The 16642-nt window shown below is 62.6% G+C and carries 17 protein-coding genes; 10 read left to right on the top strand and 7 right to left on the bottom strand.

The features are described 5' to 3' along the window. Positions 1-69 precede the first annotated feature (69 nt). On the bottom strand, positions 70-558 hold the full coding sequence (locus tag AB1N67_RS03510) for a DUF3015 domain-containing protein (RefSeq protein WP_043208451.1): 489 nt from the start codon (positions 556-558) through the stop codon (positions 70-72). Positions 559-821: 263 nt separating this feature from the next. Between AB1N67_RS03510 and AB1N67_RS03515 the strand changes: the two genes are divergently transcribed. From AB1N67_RS03515 to AB1N67_RS03535, 5 genes are all read left to right on the top strand, one after another. Beyond that, the gene (locus AB1N67_RS03515) at positions 822-3260 is read left to right on the top strand and encodes a Lon protease family protein (RefSeq protein ID WP_043208454.1); all 2439 of its coding nucleotides are present in this window, start codon (positions 822-824) and stop codon (positions 3258-3260) included. 162 nt (positions 3261-3422) lie between these two features. Beyond that, positions 3423-3761, top strand: a complete 339-nt coding sequence (locus AB1N67_RS03520; protein ID WP_043208458.1) for a hypothetical protein — start codon at positions 3423-3425, stop codon at positions 3759-3761. Between the two features lie 164 nt (positions 3762-3925). Next, entirely contained in the window at positions 3926-4414 is a 489-nt protein-coding gene (locus tag AB1N67_RS03525; protein ID WP_043208460.1) for a TIGR00645 family protein, read from the top strand. Positions 4415-4552: 138 nt separating this feature from the next. Continuing rightward, entirely contained in the window at positions 4553-4858 is a 306-nt protein-coding gene (locus AB1N67_RS03530) for a DUF6482 family protein (protein WP_043208462.1), read from the top strand. A 93-nt stretch (positions 4859-4951) separates the two neighbouring features. Beyond that, complete coding sequence (locus AB1N67_RS03535; RefSeq protein WP_367863536.1) at positions 4952-5569, top strand: FKBP-type peptidyl-prolyl cis-trans isomerase; 618 nt, start codon at positions 4952-4954, stop codon at positions 5567-5569. 96 nt (positions 5570-5665) lie between these two features. Here the strand turns inward: AB1N67_RS03535 and AB1N67_RS03540 are convergent, their stop codons facing one another. The 3 genes from AB1N67_RS03540 to AB1N67_RS03550 all read right to left on the bottom strand — a co-directional run bounded on the left by AB1N67_RS03540 (position 5666) and on the right by AB1N67_RS03550 (position 7524). Next, a complete protein-coding gene (locus tag AB1N67_RS03540; RefSeq protein WP_043208467.1) occupies positions 5666-5911 on the bottom strand; it encodes a hypothetical protein in 246 nt (81 codons plus the stop codon). A 142-nt stretch (positions 5912-6053) separates the two neighbouring features. After that, the gene (locus AB1N67_RS03545; protein ID WP_043208469.1) at positions 6054-6395 is read right to left on the bottom strand and encodes a zinc ribbon domain-containing protein YjdM; all 342 of its coding nucleotides are present in this window, start codon (positions 6393-6395) and stop codon (positions 6054-6056) included. Positions 6396-6555: 160 nt separating this feature from the next. Then, entirely contained in the window at positions 6556-7524 is a 969-nt protein-coding gene (locus AB1N67_RS03550) for a polyprenyl synthetase family protein (protein ID WP_043208470.1), read from the bottom strand. 246 nt (positions 7525-7770) lie between these two features. On the opposite strand from AB1N67_RS03550, the gene rplU reads away from it, so the two are divergent. The 5 genes from rplU (at position 7771) to AB1N67_RS03575 (ending at position 11465) form a co-directional block, all read left to right on the top strand. Beyond that, positions 7771-8085, top strand: a complete 315-nt coding sequence (rplU, locus tag AB1N67_RS03555) for a 50S ribosomal protein L21 (RefSeq protein WP_003247466.1) — start codon at positions 7771-7773, stop codon at positions 8083-8085. A gap of 37 nt (positions 8086-8122) precedes the next feature. Then, the gene (gene rpmA / locus AB1N67_RS03560) at positions 8123-8380 is read left to right on the top strand and encodes a 50S ribosomal protein L27 (protein WP_043208473.1); all 258 of its coding nucleotides are present in this window, start codon (positions 8123-8125) and stop codon (positions 8378-8380) included. 188 nt (positions 8381-8568) lie between these two features. After that, a complete protein-coding gene (gene cgtA / locus AB1N67_RS03565) occupies positions 8569-9792 on the top strand; it encodes an Obg family GTPase CgtA (RefSeq protein WP_043208475.1) in 1224 nt (407 codons plus the stop codon). 87 nt (positions 9793-9879) lie between these two features. Next, positions 9880-10998: a glutamate 5-kinase gene (proB, locus tag AB1N67_RS03570; RefSeq protein ID WP_043208477.1), complete on the top strand. Its 1119-nt coding sequence runs from the start codon at positions 9880-9882 to the stop codon at positions 10996-10998. Between the two features lie 11 nt (positions 10999-11009). After that, positions 11010-11465, top strand: a complete 456-nt coding sequence (locus AB1N67_RS03575; RefSeq protein ID WP_043208479.1) for a CreA family protein — start codon at positions 11010-11012, stop codon at positions 11463-11465. Between the two features lie 129 nt (positions 11466-11594). On the opposite strand, the gene mksF is transcribed toward AB1N67_RS03575, so the two are convergent. Genes mksF through mksB form a run of 3 tightly spaced genes read right to left on the bottom strand, consistent with a single transcriptional unit; the run spans position 11595 to position 16397 of the window. Then, on the bottom strand, positions 11595-14426 hold the full coding sequence (gene mksF, locus AB1N67_RS03580) for an Mks condensin complex protein MksF (protein ID WP_043208481.1): 2832 nt from the start codon (positions 14424-14426) through the stop codon (positions 11595-11597). Then, the gene (gene mksE, locus AB1N67_RS03585) at positions 14423-15130 is read right to left on the bottom strand and encodes an Mks condensin complex protein MksE (RefSeq protein ID WP_043208483.1); all 708 of its coding nucleotides are present in this window, start codon (positions 15128-15130) and stop codon (positions 14423-14425) included. The genes mksF and mksE overlap by 4 nt, the downstream gene beginning before the upstream one ends. After that, positions 15120-16397, bottom strand: a complete 1278-nt coding sequence (gene mksB / locus AB1N67_RS03590; RefSeq protein WP_367863537.1) for an Mks condensin complex protein MksB — start codon at positions 16395-16397, stop codon at positions 15120-15122. The genes mksE and mksB overlap by 11 nt, the downstream gene beginning before the upstream one ends. Between the last annotated feature and the right edge of the window lie 245 nt (positions 16398-16642).

Here is a 16642-nt window from a genome sequence, read left to right on the forward strand (position 1 = left end):
ACGTCTGGATGATGCCGAAGGTAAAAGTGACCGAACCCGCCCCGAAACCGGGGCGGGAAAGGGCAGGCCTCAAGCCTCGGTGGCGTATTTGGCCAGGCGTGGATCGCTCTTGAGAACAGCGAGCGTGTTGCTGTGCACGGTCTCGGCAGTGACGTCGGCGCTGCTGAAGATTTCACTGAAGTGCTGGTGGGTGACAGCGGCGAAGTGCGCGCGGTCTTCAGGTGCCACACCAAGAACCACGGCATAGGTGGTCAGGGCTTCGCCCTGGCCCTGGGCCATGTCCTCGGAGAGCTCGTTCATCATGCCGTTCATGGCGAACCAGGACTTGCCGCCATAAGTGAGCGCTGCCTTGGTCGAGCAGCCGTTGGTACCAGAGGTCATGCCGAAGGTCGCGTTGCCGGAAGTGCCGTTGGTGGTGGAAGCCAGGAAGTGGGCCGGTGTACCGCGCTGGCCCTCGAACAGCAAGTTGCCCCAGCCGCAGTTCGGGCCGCCCGGCGCTTCCGCCATGGCATTGATCGAAACAGCGGCGAACAGAGTACCCAGAAGAATCCGTTTCATAGCTTTGTTCTCTTTTTCGGTTTCAGTAGACGTACCAATGGTCAGGGTTCTGGCAACGCGGTTGCCAGGTCGGGAAAGCAAATACGCCCACCCGCGCAGGTTGGAGTTTAGGCACGATCCAAAGGTTGCGTTATTTATTGCGAAAAATTGCTTGCGCATTCGCATTGGCTGGGCTGCGACATAAAGTCCCGCCAAGCCTTGCAAGCAGCGCGCGGGCAGCGCCAGAATGCCTTTCATCCGCCCCGCCGAAGTAAGGAAACCCCATGCCCGATTCTGTCGCCTCGCGCCTGCGTCTCGCGCCCGAAGCCCTGACCCGGCGTTTCTCCGCTGAGCAGTTTGCCTTTTCCACCACCGACGATCTGGAGCCGTTTCGAGGGGTCCTGGGCCAGGAGCGTGCCGTAGAGGCCCTGCAGTTCGGCGTGGCCATGCCGCGCCCAGGCTACAACGTGTATGTCATGGGCGAGCCGGGCACCGGCCGCTTCTCGTTCGTCAAGCGTTACCTCAAGGCTGAGGGCAAACGCCAGCAGACGCCGTCTGACTGGGTCTACGTCAACAACTTCGACGACACCCGCGAGCCACGGGCACTGGAGCTGCCGGCTGGCAGCGCCAACGAATTCATCACCGACATGAACGGCCTGATCGACAACCTGCTGGCCACGTTCCCGGCAGTGTTCGAGCATCCGTCCTACCAACAGAAGAAAGGCGCGATCGACCGGGCCTTCAACCAGCGCTACGACCGTGCCCTGGATGTGATCGAGCGGGCGTCTTTGGAAAAGGACGTGGCCCTGTATCGCGACGCCAGCAACGTCGCCTTCACGCCCATGGCCGATGGCAAGGCCCTGGACGAGGCCGAGTTCGCTCAACTGCCCGAGGAGGTGCGCGAGCAGTTCCACGAGGACATCGCCGCACTCGAGGAGCGTCTCAACGAGGAGCTGGCCAGCCTGCCTCAGTGGAAGCGCGAATCGAACAACCAGTTGCGTCAACTCAATGAAGAAACCATCACCCTGGCCCTTCAGCCACTGCTGGCGCCGCTGTCTGAAAAATACGCAGAGAATGCGGCCGTCTGCGCCTACCTGCAGTCCATGCAACTGAACCTGCTGCGTACCGTGGTGGAGCAACTGGTCGACGACAGCAAGACCGATGCCGTGGCGCGCAAGATGCTCGAGGAGCAATACGCCCCGAGCCTGGTGGTCGGTCATCACGTCAGCGGCGGAGCGCCGATGGTGTTCGAGCCGCACCCGACCTACGACAACCTGTTCGGCCGAATCGAGTACAGCACCGACCAGGGCGCGCTCTACACCTCCTATCGCCAGCTGCGCCCGGGTGCGCTGCACCGGGCCAATGGTGGCTTCCTGATCCTCGAAGCGGAGAAGATGCTCGGCGAGCCGTTCGTCTGGGACGCCCTCAAGCGCGCCCTGCAATCGCGCAAGCTGAAGATGGAATCGCCGCTGGGCGAACTGGGGCGGGTCGCCAGCGTGACCCTCACGCCGCAGATGATCCCGCTCACCATCAAATTGGTCATCATCGGTTCTCGCCAGCTGTACTACGCGCTGCAGGACCACGACTCGGACTTCCAGGAGATGTTCCGGGTGCTGGTGGACTTTGACGAAGACATGCCGATGGTCGACGAGAACCTCGAGCAGTTCGCCCAGTTGCTGCGCACCCGCACCAACGAGGAAGGCATGGCCCCGCTGACCAGCGATGCCGTGGCCCGGCTGGCCACCTACAGCGCCCGTCTTGCAGAGAACCAGTCGCGCCTGTCGGCGCGTATCGGTGACCTGTTCCAGTTGGTCAGTGAGGCGGACTTCATCCGTCAGTTGGCCAGCGAGGACATGACCGATGCCGGGCACATCGAACGCGCCCTCAAGGCCAAGGCCACACGCACCGGGCGAGTGTCGCAGCGAGTGCTCGACGACATGCTCGCCGGCATCATCCTGATCGACACCGAGGGTGCCGCCATCGGCAAGTGCAACGGCCTGACCGTGCTCGAGGTCGGGGATTCGGCGTTCGGCATGCCGGCGCGGATCTCCGCGACTGTCTACCCGGGCGGCAGCGGCATCGTCGATATCGAACGTGAGGTCAACCTAGGCCAGCCGATTCACTCCAAAGGCGTGATGATCCTCACCGGTTATCTGGGGAGCCGCTATGCCCAGGAGTTCCCGCTGGCGATCTCGGCGAGCATCGCGCTGGAGCAGTCCTATGGATATGTGGACGGGGACAGCGCATCGCTCGGCGAAGTCTGTACCTTGATCTCGGCCTTGTCCCGCACCCCGCTCAAGCAGTGCTTCGCCATCACCGGTTCGATCAACCAGTTCGGTGAAGTGCAGGCGGTGGGAGGGGTCAACGAGAAGATCGAAGGCTTCTTCCGTCTCTGTGAGGCACGCGGGCTGACCGGTGAGCAAGGCGTGATCATTCCGCGCGCCAACGTCGCTACGCTGATGCTCGATGAGCGGGTGGTTCAGGCGGTCGAGGCCGGACGGTTCCACGTCTATGCCGTCAGCCAGGCCGACGAGGCCCTGAGCCTACTGGTGGGCGAGGAGGCCGGGGCACCTGACGAGAAGGGCCAATTCCCTGAAGGCAGCGTCAATGCGCGGGTGGTCGAGCGCTTGCGTGTGATTGCCGAGATGATCAGCGAGGAAGACATCAAGGAAGCCGAGAAAGAGCGCATGGAGGAGGTCGTGGCCCAAGCGAATCCCGCTTGAGTCAATAAACCGGCGCTGGAGGCAAATGGCTACCGTTCAGCGCCGGTTTTCCATCTTTTTTTGTGGGTCTTCTATGCTGGAACTTAGGACGGCATCAGCGTTCAGGATGGAAACAGCCTGAAGTTTTCGGGCTGAACAAGGCTTCACAGAGGGGACGCCGCCATGCGCAACCTCAGCCTCACCCGCCAGTGCCTGGGCCTGGTGACGCGTATCGAATGCAGTATCCGTCCGCTGGCCGGCGACACCGGGATGTGGACCTTGCTCTTCGCTGCCGGGATGGAGGGAGAGCAACCTTCGGCCATCAAGGCTCAAGGACCATTCCATGGTCCACTGGTCGCCGAGTCGGTGCTCAATGCCATTGTCGACAGCCTGACCTTGCATGGTTATCAGGTCGCTGACGACCCGCAGATCTGGTGCCTGCACCTGCAAGCGCAGTTGCGGCGGATCAATGGCGAGCGCTGTCGCAACCTAGGGGATTATCAGTTCCATCCCGAGACCTGATTGCTCGGCAGTCGTTGCGTTCGGCTGCCTGGAGCATGGGGGCGCCGCCTCCACCGGTGGAGGCGGTTAACCCGCGACGCTCTGGGCTCCAGGCTTTTGCTGTCCCGGAGGGGTAGCTATACTCGCGCTCGCTTTTTCGCCATCTGACGAGTCTCTATCTCCCCATGGAACGTATCCTTGAAAATGCGATGTATGCCTCGCGCTGGCTGCTCGCTCCGATCTATTTCGGCCTGTCCCTGGGCCTGCTGGCCCTGGCGCTGAAGTTCTTCCAGGAAGTCATCCACGTCCTGCCGAATGTCTTCGCGCTGAGCGAAGCCGACCTGATTCTGGTGATCCTGTCGCTGATCGACATGTCGCTGGTCGGAGGCCTGCTGGTGATGGTGATGATCTCTGGCTACGAAAACTTCGTCTCGCAGTTGGACATCGACGACAACAAGGAGAAGCTCAACTGGCTGGGCAAGATGGATTCTTCTTCGCTGAAGATGAAAGTCGCGGCCTCCATCGTGGCGATCTCCTCGATCCATCTGCTGCGGGTATTCATGGATGCCCAGAACATCTCCACCGACTATCTGATGTGGTATGTGATCATCCACATGACCTTCGTGGTCTCGGCGTTCGTCATGGGTTACCTGGACAAGCTCACCAAGCACTGATCGACGCTGTTGCCGAGCATCTAGCCGCCGCCCGTCCGTTGCCAAACGGACGGGCGGTTGCGCTCATGGCTTGTGATTTTTCAACGGGTGTACAAAAAATGAGCAGTCATGCGTGGTTCCCACTTGTGAGGTGCTCTCATGAACCTGCATCAGCTCAATGTCGAAGCCAGGGCTGGCCATGTCGAGGAACTCAATCTGATCGCCATCGAAGGCGGTGATTATCTGCTCGAGGCCCGGATCCAGGGCCATGCCCACCCACTGGCAGATGGTCGTGGCGAACGGTTGCGGGTGCATTCGGTGGAGGATGCGCGGCAACTGCTCAACGCTCTGCCGATGTTGTCGATGAACCTGGTGCACTGGTCGGTCCAGGACGAAATGTGCGGAATGGGTTCGCACCCGGAGGAGGACTTGAAAGTGCCGATCTCCCAGCGTTCGGCCTGGTAGCCCTGATAGCTGAATCACTGCGCCGCTGTGTGCTAGGCTTCTCGCCCTTTTTCATGCAGGGCGGATTTCCTTCGCCCTCAAGCGGAGAGTGAAATGTCCGAACTGAACCTGAGCACCGACGAAACGCGCGTCAGCTATGGCATTGGCCGTCAGCTGGGCGGCCAACTGCGTGACAACCCGCCGCCAGGCGTGAGCCTGGAAGCCATCCTGGCTGGCCTGACCGATGCGTTCAGCGGTGCCGAGAGCCGAGTCAGCGAAGCCGACCTGTCGGCCAGCTTCAAGGTCATCCGTGAAGTGATGCAAGCCGAAGCGGCTGCCAAGGCCGAAGCTGCTGCTGCCGCTGGCAAGCAGTTCCTGGTCGAGAATGCCAAGCGTGACGGCATCGTCACCCTGGCGTCGGGCCTGCAGTACGAAGTCCTGACCGCAGGCGAAGGCGCCAAGCCGACTCGCGAAGACAACGTGCGTACCCACTATCACGGCACCCTGATCGACGGCACTGTGTTCGACAGCTCCTACGATCGTGGCCAGCCGGCCGAATTCCCGGTCGGTGGTGTCATCGCGGGCTGGACCGAGGCGCTGCAACTGATGAATGCCGGTAGCAAATGGCGTCTGTACGTGCCGAGCGAGCTGGCCTATGGCGCCCAGGGCGTCGGCAGCATCCCGCCGCACAGCGTACTGGTGTTCGACGTCGAGCTGCTCGACGTTCTGTAATGCCGTCGGGGCCGCATTGCGGCCCAGTCGCGGGCAAGCCCGCTCCCGCAGGTGCCGTGCATTCAGCGCGTGCGGGAGTTGGCCAAGCCTGTGGCATCAGTTCCACTCTGTTCCCCCGGGGCGCAATGCCCGTGCATAGCAATACAGAAACAGATTTCGCACCAACTCCTTGAGCACTCCCGGCTCGCTTGAATTCAGGCCATTGAGGTCCAGGTCGCCCTGGTCGCGCAGCTCATCGAGCGCGTCTTGCTCGAGCACGGCACAGACTTCGCCTGTTTCGCGATGCAGAATGCGCAGGTAGGGGTGAGGCCGGTCGAGCCAGGCATCGATCAGATAGGTCATGGCTGTTCTCCTTGGAATGGGTTCCAGTGAGAATAATTCTTATTATCAAAATAGCAAGACCCTATTGGAAGTTTTCTTCCGGGCGGGGTAGGGACTTCTCGCAGACCTGAGGGGCCGCCCGGGTGGCGGCCCCGGTGCGGGGTCAGACCTTGCGTACGAACTCGGACTTCAGCTTCATGGCGCCGATGCCGTCGATCTTGCAGTCGATATCGTGGTCGCCATCGCACAGGCGGATATTCTTGACCTTGGTGCCGACCTTCACCACCAGGGAAGATCCTTTGACCTTGAGGTCCTTGATGACCGTGACGGTGTCGCCGTCCTGCAGGACATTGCCGACCGAATCCTTTTTCACCACGTCGTCGCTGGCGGCTTCGGCTTCGCCATTGGCCGACCATTCGTGGGCGCATTCGGGGCAGATCAGCTGAGTGCCATCCTCATAGGTGTATTCGGAGTTGCATTTGGGGCAAGGTGGCAAAGTGCTCACAGGGGTTCCTCAAGACAAGCGGGATTAAGGCCCACATTGTATAAGGTTTTGATCGGATAGTGTGTTTTGCCTGTGCAAACGCATTCGCGGGTAACCCCGCTCCCACAGACGCGGCGCAATCTGTGGGGCGGAGTTACCCGCGAATGAGGGCGATGCGATCTTAGTGGGTTCGGGCTACCGCAAACTCGCTCAGTTCGATCAGTGCGTCACGGTATTCGCTGGCTGGCAGCACTTCCAGGCATTCGATGGCGCGCTTGACGTAGTCCCGGGCGAGCTGGGCGGTATAGTCCAAGGCGCCGGAGGCTTCCACGGCGATGCGGATCTGCTCCAAGTCCTCGATACCGCCCTTCTGGATCGCCTGGCGTACCAGGGCGGCCTGTTCGGCGGTGCCTTCGCGCATGGTGTAGATCAGCGGCAGGGTTGGCTTGCCCTCGGCCAGGTCGTCGCCGACGTTCTTGCCCAGGGTCTGCGAGTCGCCTTTGTAATCCAGCAGGTCGTCGACCAGCTGGAAGGCCACGCCCAGATGGTCACCGAAGGTGCGCAGGGCTTCGCGCTGCTCGTCGCTGGCGCCGGCCAGTGCAGCGGCGCTGTGGGTGGAGGCCTCGAACAGCATCGCGGTCTTGCCGCGGATGACATCCATGTAGACCTCTTCGGTGGTGCTGGCATCGCGAACTCGCGACAGTTGCAGCACCTCGCCCTCGGCGATCACCCGGGTGGCCTTGGAGAGGATCTGCATGACCGGCATCGAGCCCAGCTCGACCATCATCTCGAACGAGCGCGAATAAAGGAAGTCGCCGACCAGCACGCTCGGGGCGTTGCCCCACAGGGCGTTGGCGGTGGAGCGGCCACGGCGCATACCGGACATGTCGACCACGTCATCGTGCAGCAAGGTGGCGGTGTGCAGGAACTCGATGGTCGCCGCGAGCAAGCGCAGGTCGTCGCCTTCACGACCCAGGGCCTTGCCGCACAGCAGCACCAGCAATGGGCGCAGGCGCTTGCCGCCAGCGGACGTGATATAGTCGCCGATCTTCGATACCAGCGGCACGCGCGAGGTCAGCTGCTTCTTGATGATCTCGTCGACGGCGCTGAAATCGTCAGCTACCGCGCGGTAGAAGGTTTGGGGTTGCATCGGCTGCTCCATTGAGGTTGCGCGGCATGCTAGGTCGCGGGTCCCGGTGTGTCAAGGCGCGGTGCCCGTGGCCCCTGGCCGCCACTTGCAAGCATTTATTGGGTTGCGTACAATCGCGCACCCTAACTTCCTGGGCAGCACCTGCCTTACGCAATTGCACCGGGCCGTTCCAGCCCAGTGCAGCCATGCCAGCCAATACTCATCATATAAAGCGCTGGGTGAGCAGGATTATCGGAGAAATACCCAATGTCTTACGCAGTAATCGTTACCGGCGGCAAGCAGTACAAAGTCGCTGAAGGTGAATTCCTCAAGATCGAGAAGCTGGAAGTCGCTACTGGCGAATCCGTGACCTTCGATCGCGTTCTGCTGGTCGCCAACGGCGAAGAAGTCACCATCGGCGCTCCAGTCGTCGCAGGTGCCAAGGTTGTGGCCGAAGTCGTTTCGCAAGGCCGTCACGACAAGGTTCGCATCATCAAGTTCCGTCGTCGTAAGCACCACATGAAGCGCATGGGCCACCGCCAGTGGTTCACCGAAATCAAAATCACCGGTATCCAGGCTTAATCGCCCCGATCCCCTGAATTTATTGGAGAATTGAACCATGGCACACAAAAAGGCTGGTGGTAGTACTCGTAACGGTCGCGACTCAGAATCGAAACGCCTTGGCGTGAAGATGTATGGTGGCCAGGTTATCAAGCCAGGCAACATCATCGTCCGCCAGCGCGGCACCGAATTCCACGCCGGCTACGGCGTTGGTATGGGCAAGGATCACACCCTGTTCGCCAAGATCGAAGGCGTGATCAAGTTCGAGAAGAAAGGCGAGTTCGGTCGTCGTTACGTAAGCGTCGTCGCGGCCTAATCGCGCTGTCGCTGGAGAAGCCCCGTCATGCGACGGGGCTTTTTCGTTTGTGGTGAGCCTCTTGCAAAGCTGTTTGTATGGGCTGCCGGCGTGGGTTTCTACGGTCGTACGGGGCCGCCGCGCTCATTTTTGCAAGAGCCTCATGTAATTGAGTCATTCAGCTCGTCGGAAGACGAGAGGCGGTTTTTATGAAGTTTGTTGACGAAGTATCGATCCGGGTCAAGGCCGGTGACGGCGGCAATGGTTGCATGAGCTTCCGCCGCGAGAAGTTCATCGAGAACGGTGGCCCCAACGGTGGTGATGGTGGCGACGGCGGCTCGGTGTACATGGTTGCCGATGAGAACCTCAACACCTTGGTCGACTACCGCTACACCCGTCATCACGAAGCCCAGCGTGGTCAGAACGGTGGCAGCACCGACTGCACCGGCAAGAAAGGTGAAGACCTGTTCCTGCGCGTGCCGGTCGGCACCACCGTGATCGACGCCTCGACCCAGGAGGTGATCGGTGATCTGGTCACGCCGGGGCAGAAGCTGATGGTCGCCCAGGGCGGCTGGCACGGCCTTGGCAACACCCGTTTCAAGTCCAGCACTAACCGCGCGCCGCGTCAGACCACGCCAGGCAAACCGGGTGAGCAGCGCGACCTGAAGATGGAGCTCAAGGTCCTGGCCGACGTCGGTCTGCTGGGCTTGCCGAATGCGGGCAAGAGCACCTTCATCCGTGCGGTTTCCGCAGCCAAGCCGAAGGTTGCCGACTACCCGTTCACCACCCTGGTGCCGAACCTGGGTGTGGTCAGCGTCGACCGCTGGAAGAGTTTCGTCATCGCCGACATCCCGGGCCTGATCGAAGGTGCTTCCGATGGCGCCGGCCTGGGTATCCGCTTCCTCAAGCACCTGGCGCGCACCCGTGTGCTGTTGCACCTGGTCGACCTGGCGCCGCTGGACGGCAGCAGCCCGGCCGATGCCGCTGAAATCATCCTCAACGAGCTGGCGCAGTTCAGCCCGGCTTTGGTCGATCGTGAGCGTTGGCTGGTGCTGAACAAGGCCGACATGATCATGGACGATGAGCGCGAAGAGCGCGTCAAGGAAGTCGTCGAGCGCTTGAACTGGGATGGTCCGGTCTATGTGATTTCGGCCATTGCCAAGCAGGGCACCGAACAGCTCAGCCACGACCTGATGCGTTACCTGGAAGACCGCGCCGACCGCCTGGCCAACGACCCGGCCTACGCCGAAGAGCTGGCCGAGCTCGATCAGCGTATCGAAGATGAAGCCCGTGCCCAGCTGCAGGCGCTGGATGACGCGCGTACTCTGCGCCGCACCGGCGTCAAGAGCGTGCACGACATCGGCGACGACGATGACTGGGATGATTTCGAGGACGACGAAGACGGTCCGGAAATCATTTACGTGCGCGACTGATCGGTTGCAGTACACTAAACGCCGCTCAAACGAGCGGCGTTTTTGTATCTACGGTATCTACAGATTCGACATAGGTTGGAAGAGAAGATGCGAAGCAAGGTGACAGGCGCCAAGCGCTGGGTCGTGAAGATCGGCAGCGCCCTGCTGACGGCGGATGGCAAAGGCCTCGACCGCGGCGCCATGGCTGTCTGGGTCGAGCAGATGGTCGCACTGCGGGAAGCAGGTGTGGAATTGGTGCTGGTCTCCTCCGGGGCCGTGGCAGCGGGCATGAGCCAGCTGGGCTGGACCTCGCGACCGAGCGCGATGAACGAGCTGCAAGCCGCCGCTTCCATTGGCCAGATGCGCCTGGTGCAGGCATGGGAGTCGAGCTTCGGCGAGCACGGCAAACACACCGCGCAGATTCTTCTGACCCATGATGACCTTTCCGACCGCAAGCGTTACCTCAATGCGCGCAGCACCCTGCGTACTCTCGTCGATCTGGGTGTGGTCCCGGTGATCAACGAGAACGACACCGTGGTCACCGACGAGATCCGTTTCGGTGACAACGACACCCTGGCCGCCTTGGTGGCCAACCTGGTGGAAGCCGATCTGCTGGTGATCCTCACCGACCGCGACGGCATGTTCGACGCAGACCCACGCAACAACCCGCAGGCGCAGTTGATCTATGAGGCTCGCGCCGATGATCCGTCGCTCGATGCCGTTGCTGGCGGTACCGGGGGGGCGCTCGGTCGCGGCGGTATGCAGACCAAACTGCGCGCCGCGCGCCTGGCTGCCCGTTCCGGCGCCCATACCATCATCATCGGTGGCCGCATCGAGCGTGTCCTGGATCGCTTGAAGGCTGGCGAGCGCTTGGGAACTCTGCTGTCGCCCGAGCGCGGCATGCTCGCTGCACGCAAGCAGTGGCTGGCCGGCCATCTGCAAACCCGCGGGACCCTGGTGCTGGACGACGGCGCCGTGAAGGCCTTGCGCGAGTCGAACAAGAGCCTGTTGCCGGTTGGCGTGAAGACCGTGCAGGGCAGCTTCCGTCGTGGCGAAATGGTGGTCTGCGTAGGGCCTGATGGTCGTGAAGTGGCCCGTGGCCTGGCCAATTACAGCGCCCTGGAGGCGCAGAAGATCATCGGCCAGCCTTCCGATGCCATCGAGAGCCTGCTGGGCTACAGCGCCGAACCGGAGCTGGTGCACCGCGACAACCTGGTGCTGGTCTGAGGAGGCGGGGCATGCTGAAAAAGATGATTGCCCTGGCGGCCTTGGCGCTGCCGGTGCTGGCCCCAGCCGATGAAATCGGCCAGGTATCCACTGTGTTCAAGTTCCTCGGGCCGAACGACCGCATTGTGGTCGAGGCGTTCGACGATCCGAAGGTCGAGGGTGTGACTTGCTACCTGTCGCGGGCCAAGACGGGCGGTGTGAAAGGTGGGCTGGGTCTGGCCGAAGACCGCGCAGAGGCGTCGATCGCCTGCCGTCAGGTCGGTCCGATCAACTTCAAGGGTGAGCTCAAGGACGGCGAGGAAGTATTCAAGGAGCGCACCTCGCTGGTGTTCAAGACCATGCAGGTGGTGCGCTTTCTGGACAAGAAGCGCAACACGCTGGTGTACCTGGTGTACAGCGACCGGATGATCGAAGGCAGCCCGCAAAATGCGGTAACGGCAATTCCCATCCTGCCGTGGGCGCAGTGATACCTGGTTGACCGTCGGGAGGGGGCTTTGGCCCCATCCTACGCTGCAAGGGAGTCACGCCAGACTCAAAGCATGCAGGCGCTGGCGCTAGCCTGCGAAGGGCCGCAAAAGCGGCCCCAGCTCACCGACTCAGGCCAGTTCCTCTGCCACATCCTCACGCACGATCGCCTTCACTTCATCGATACGGCTGATGAACTTCCAGTCCGCTTCGTCGATGTAGATGCCGTTCGGTCCGCTACCCCCTTCCAGGTCAATCGCGACCCGCGCCGACACCTGCGGCTTCACGCTCGCCAGAATCGGCACGAAGCCTAGCTGCTGGCTGGTTTCCAGCAGCGCTGCCTGGTTGCGTTCGTCGATGTCCGCCGCCTCGTCGAGGTAGTAAGGCAGGCGGATGCGCCCGGCCAGATCGCGATCCATCAAGTGCAGCAGCAGGTACATGTTGGTCAGCGCCTTGATGGTCATGGTGGTGCCGTTGGACGCGGCGCCATCGATGTCGGCGTGGATCACCGGCTGGCTGTTGATCTTGGTGATCTCGAAGGCCAGCTCGAACAGGTCCTTCAGGCCCAGCTGGTTGTGGTTGGCCGCCACCAGCCGCGCCAGGTACTCCTTGGCCTCTTCGTTCTTGTGATCCTGCTCGGCGCTCTGGGTTAGGTCGAACACCGACAGGGTCTCGCCTTCTTCGTACTGGCCGGCGCTGTGGATGATCTGGTCGATGTGCTTGAGCGCTTCCTTGTTCGGTGCCAGGACCACGCGGAAGCTCTCCAGGTTGGACACCTGGCGCCGGTTGATCTCGCGGTTGAACAGCGCCAGTTGGTGCTCGAGGCTGTCGTAGTCACTGCGAATGTTGCGCAGAGTCCGGGCGATGTCGGTGACCGCCGCGCGACGGGCCTTGGCCAGGGTCAGGGCCTCTTCGGTGCGGTGCGAGTAGGCATTGATCAGCAGCTGCAGGCGGCGTTCCATGTCGTCTTCGCTGTCGAACTTGGCCACGCCCTTGAGGCGCACCTGGGCGTACAGCGCCTCGATCTGGTTGTCCACCCGCTGCAGCGCCTGCCAGCTGTCCTGGTAGTCGTTGAGCAGTGGCAGCAGGTTGTCCATGGAGTCGTCGACCGCTTCCATGAACGGCGTGCCGAACGGCAGGTCGGCCGGCAGCAGCTGGCGGCGGCGCAGGGCGTCGTCGAGGGTGCGTTGCTTGGCTTCGAGGTCGGCGATCTGCCGGCCGACCAGTTGCAGCTTGGCCGACAATTGCTGGACGCGTTCGGTGAAGGCGTCGCTGGAGCGCTTGAGCTCGTCCTGGGCGGCTTCCAGTTGCGCCAGTTGCTCCATCTTCTCGGGTTCTTCGGCGCTCAGGGTTTCGCTGCGGCGGAAGTCTTCCAGGGCCTTCTGGGCATCGAGCACCTGTTGGTACAGGGCCTCGGTCTGGGCCTTGCTCGCGTTGCGGTCGGCGGCGACTGCCTGCTGGGTCTTGAGCTGCTTGAGTTCTTTTTCCAGGCGCTCCTTCTGGTCGCGCAAGGCGGCGCGGTCGGCCAGGGCCTGCAGGGCCGGCGGGTCGATGTGCGAAAGGTCGATGGACAGGCCAGGCGCCTCGAAGCGCTCGCCCTTGAAGCTGTCGAGCACTGCTTCGAGGGTCTTGACCCAGACATCGCTGTCGTCCAGCTCGATGCCCCGATCGCCCAGCGGCAGGCTGAACAGCGCACCGTTGAACAGGCGCATCAGGCGGTCGACATCCTGCTGGGAAAACTCCTCGCGCAGGCGGGCGTAGCTGTTGTTGTCGGCGTGATCGAGCTGCTGCTTGACCTGCTTTAGGCGTTTTTCCAGATCGCGCACGCGCTCGTCGAGGTCCTCGGCGGAGAACTGACGCGACTGGGCCAGGGCGCCGGCCAATTCGTCGTGGGCATCCTTGGCGGCCAGCAGTTGCTGCTCCAGGACCTTGGCATCTTCGACCAAGGCGAAGCGATGCTTGAGTACCGACAGCTCGCCAAGCCAGCGCTGGATGCCGGTGATCTCGCGCTCCAGTCGCATCAGCTCCTGGGTACCACCGCGTTGGTCGTTCTGCAGGCGGTCCTGTTCGCTGCGGTAGTGCTCGGCCTGGATGACCAGTTCTTCCTTGCGCGCCATGGCGTATTCCTGCCAGGTGCCCAGCAGGTTGTCGAGCAGGGGCGAGAGGCGGTGCAGCTTGCCGCGCAGGATGTCGCGCTGGGCCACGCCGCCGGCCAGGGCCTCGACCAGCGGGCCTGCGGCGACCAGGGCATTGTAGTCCTGCTCCATGCGGCGCACGTCGCGGAAGGCTTCCTCGCAGGCGGCGATGTAATCGACGCTGCCCGAGCGCAGGCTGTGCTCGAAGGCATCGAGGAACAGCTGCTTGAGCTTGGCTGCGGTGATCTCGCGCATGTGCAGCAGGTTGATGAACAGCGAGCGGAAGGTCTTCAGGCTCTGTTCGCTGGTCGAGCGCAGCGGGATCAGGGTCAGGTCCAGCGGCACCGACGTATGACCGCCGACCAGCAGTCGGCGCAGTTCGTCGGGCTTGAGTTCGTAGGCCTTCAGGCCGTGCTGCTCGAGGTTGGTGAACAGCTCCTTCTGTCGCAGGCAGGTGTCGTTCTTCTGGTAGTGCGCCAGGTCCAGCTGTCCCTGGTAGGCAAAGAACTGGTGGCCGAAACCACCCCCTGGGCCGCGGCCGACCACACCGATCACGTGGGGGCCGTGGGGCAGGTTCAGCTCGCAGAGGATATAGCTGGTGTCGCTGGCGAAGTAGAACCGGCGCGACTGCTCCAGGCTGTACTTGCCGAAGCTCATGTCGGACATGCGCGCCAGGATCGGGAACTGCAGGGCGTTGATCGAGGCGGATTTACCGAGGTTGTTGGCACCATAGACCGACAGCGGCTGCTCCAGAGGGAACAGTCCCAGGCTGTAGCCGGCGGTGTTGAGCAGTGCGAAGCGGCGAATACCGTAGCGTTCCTGGCTCATGCGTCAATCTCCTGTTGCTCTTCGCGGATGGCTCGGGCGAGGGCTTCTTCCTCGCTCTCCTCGCTGTCGAACGGCGACAGGTCGAGCGGATCGTCGGTGCGGTTGAGTTCTTCCGGGCTTTCTTCTTCGACCAGTACCGGCGTTGGCAACGGCAGGTCGCTGTGCAGACTGGCAGCCAGATCCCGGTCCTGCTGGACCGACAGGCACACATCCAGGAAGCGGTGCATCGGCGGCAGGAAGCGGTAGATGCCGCCTTCCTCGTGGGCAAAACCCAGCTGGGTCATGCGGCGCAGGATCTTTTCTTCCAGCTCGTCGACGGTCTGCACTTCGGCCTGGATGAACAGGTCGCGGTACTTTTCCAGCAGCGAAGGCAGCTCATCGCGGCCAATGCTGCCGCCGTCAAGCACGGCCATTGGATCGCGGCCCTGGTCGGCCAGGTGCTCGACCAGGATGAAGGTGAACAGCGACAATCGCTGGGCGGTCTTGTTGACCTGCGCGGCGGCCTGCTCGGGCACGAAGTAGTAGAACCCGCGGGTATCGCACACCAGTTCGAAGCCCAGGGCCTTGAACAGGGTGCGGTACTGGTCCTGGAAGTTCGACAACTGGGCATACAGCTCAGGGTCGCGGCGGCTGATGTGAAAACCTTTGAACAGCTCGCGGAAGATGGGGGCGAGCTGGGACAGTTCGGAAAGATCAAGATGCATTGGCTGGGCTCGCGTTGGATTCAGGCGTGGTTTCGCGGCTGGAGGTCAGGGCGAAGGAGCGCAGGCAGACCAGGTGCTCGCGGGTGGTGTACTCGCGGCGGTCCAGGCGTTCGCGGCTAAAGCGCTTCTCCCGCGACAGGCGCGAGAACCAGTACAGCAATTCGTCGGTGGCGCCTTCGGGCTCCTGCTCGAGCAGCCAGACCATCAGATCCGGCAGGGGCAAGGCGTCCTCGCAGCGCTCGAGCATTTCCTTGACCGTGCGCGGAGCGCGGGGCAGCGGGCCCTTCTGGCTCTTGTGCGCCTTGGGGAAGCGCGCCGGCTTGGGCTCGAAGCGGGCCAAGGCATACACATAGGCCTCGACCTGGCTGGCGCTGCCGAGGAACGTGCTCTGCGGGCGGGTGAACATCGGCATGGCCGCATGCGGCACCGCATCGATGCCTTTGCGTCGGATCACCGAGAGGGCCAGGGCCGCGCCACGGGTGACCGCGTTGTGCCGGCGCGCTTCTTCGCGCAGCGGCAGCAGCAGCTCACGGGCATGGCGCAGGGTGAGCTGGGCGCTGGTCTGCATCTCGAGGATGCGCGCATGGGTGCGCAGCAACATGTCGTCGTCGACCAGATGGCCCAGGCGCGCCTGCTCGCCCAGCAGGCGCAGCAGCACGGTTTCGACCTTGCGCACGCCTTGTTCGAAAGCGCCGTCGGCATTGACCAGTTGGATCATCGGCTCGACGTATTCGTCCCAAGTCGCCAGGACTTCGGCGTAACGTTGGCGCAGAGGGATCTGGCGGTTGCTGGTCTTGGCCCGTTCGGCCACGGCGACCAGCGCCTGCTCGTCGTTGTCGAGTTTCTTGAGGACATCGCGCACGCGCATGTCGAGCAGGCGTAGTTGGCGCGCCAGGTCGTCGCTGTCGCGGTTGTCGAAGGCGTCCTGGATGTGCCCGGCCAGGCGCTCCAGGTGGCGCAGGTAGGCCTCGATCTCAAGGCACAGGCCCAGGCGGTGCTCGCGGCGCAGGTAGGCGAGGAAGTCGTGGATCTGGGCGTTGAGCTCGAAGCGGTTCGGGCTCTTGGCCACCGGCACCAGGATATCCAGGCGTATCCATACGTCCAGCAGCTGGGTGATGTCCTGCGGCGTACTTTCCACCTGCTGCCGGGCAAGCTGCTGGCGCAGTTCGACCAGGCTCAGGGTGCCCTGGTCGAAACGCTCGCACAGCGGCTCGATCAGGGCCCAGTGTTCGGCTAGGGCGCGCAGGACGCGCTTGGGTTCGATCATTGGCGGGTCGACTCGTTGCCAAATAAAAGGGGCGATTGTACTGCATCCGGGGGGGAGGATTTCACCCCTTGGTCTGTAATCGGGATGGCCCCAAGCCTTGCAGGGAATTGCCTGGCCTCTTCGCGGGCAAGCCCGCTCTCGCCTGGTCCAGTGGTGCGCTCAGCAACACCGCTGTATCCGTGGACGCGGGTTTGCCTGCGGATGGGGAAGCAAACAACAAATTTCCGCCGACCAGTTGCGGCACT

This window comes from Pseudomonas guariconensis, assembly GCF_040822035.1.
Classification (GTDB): domain Bacteria; phylum Pseudomonadota; class Gammaproteobacteria; order Pseudomonadales; family Pseudomonadaceae; genus Aquipseudomonas; species Aquipseudomonas guariconensis.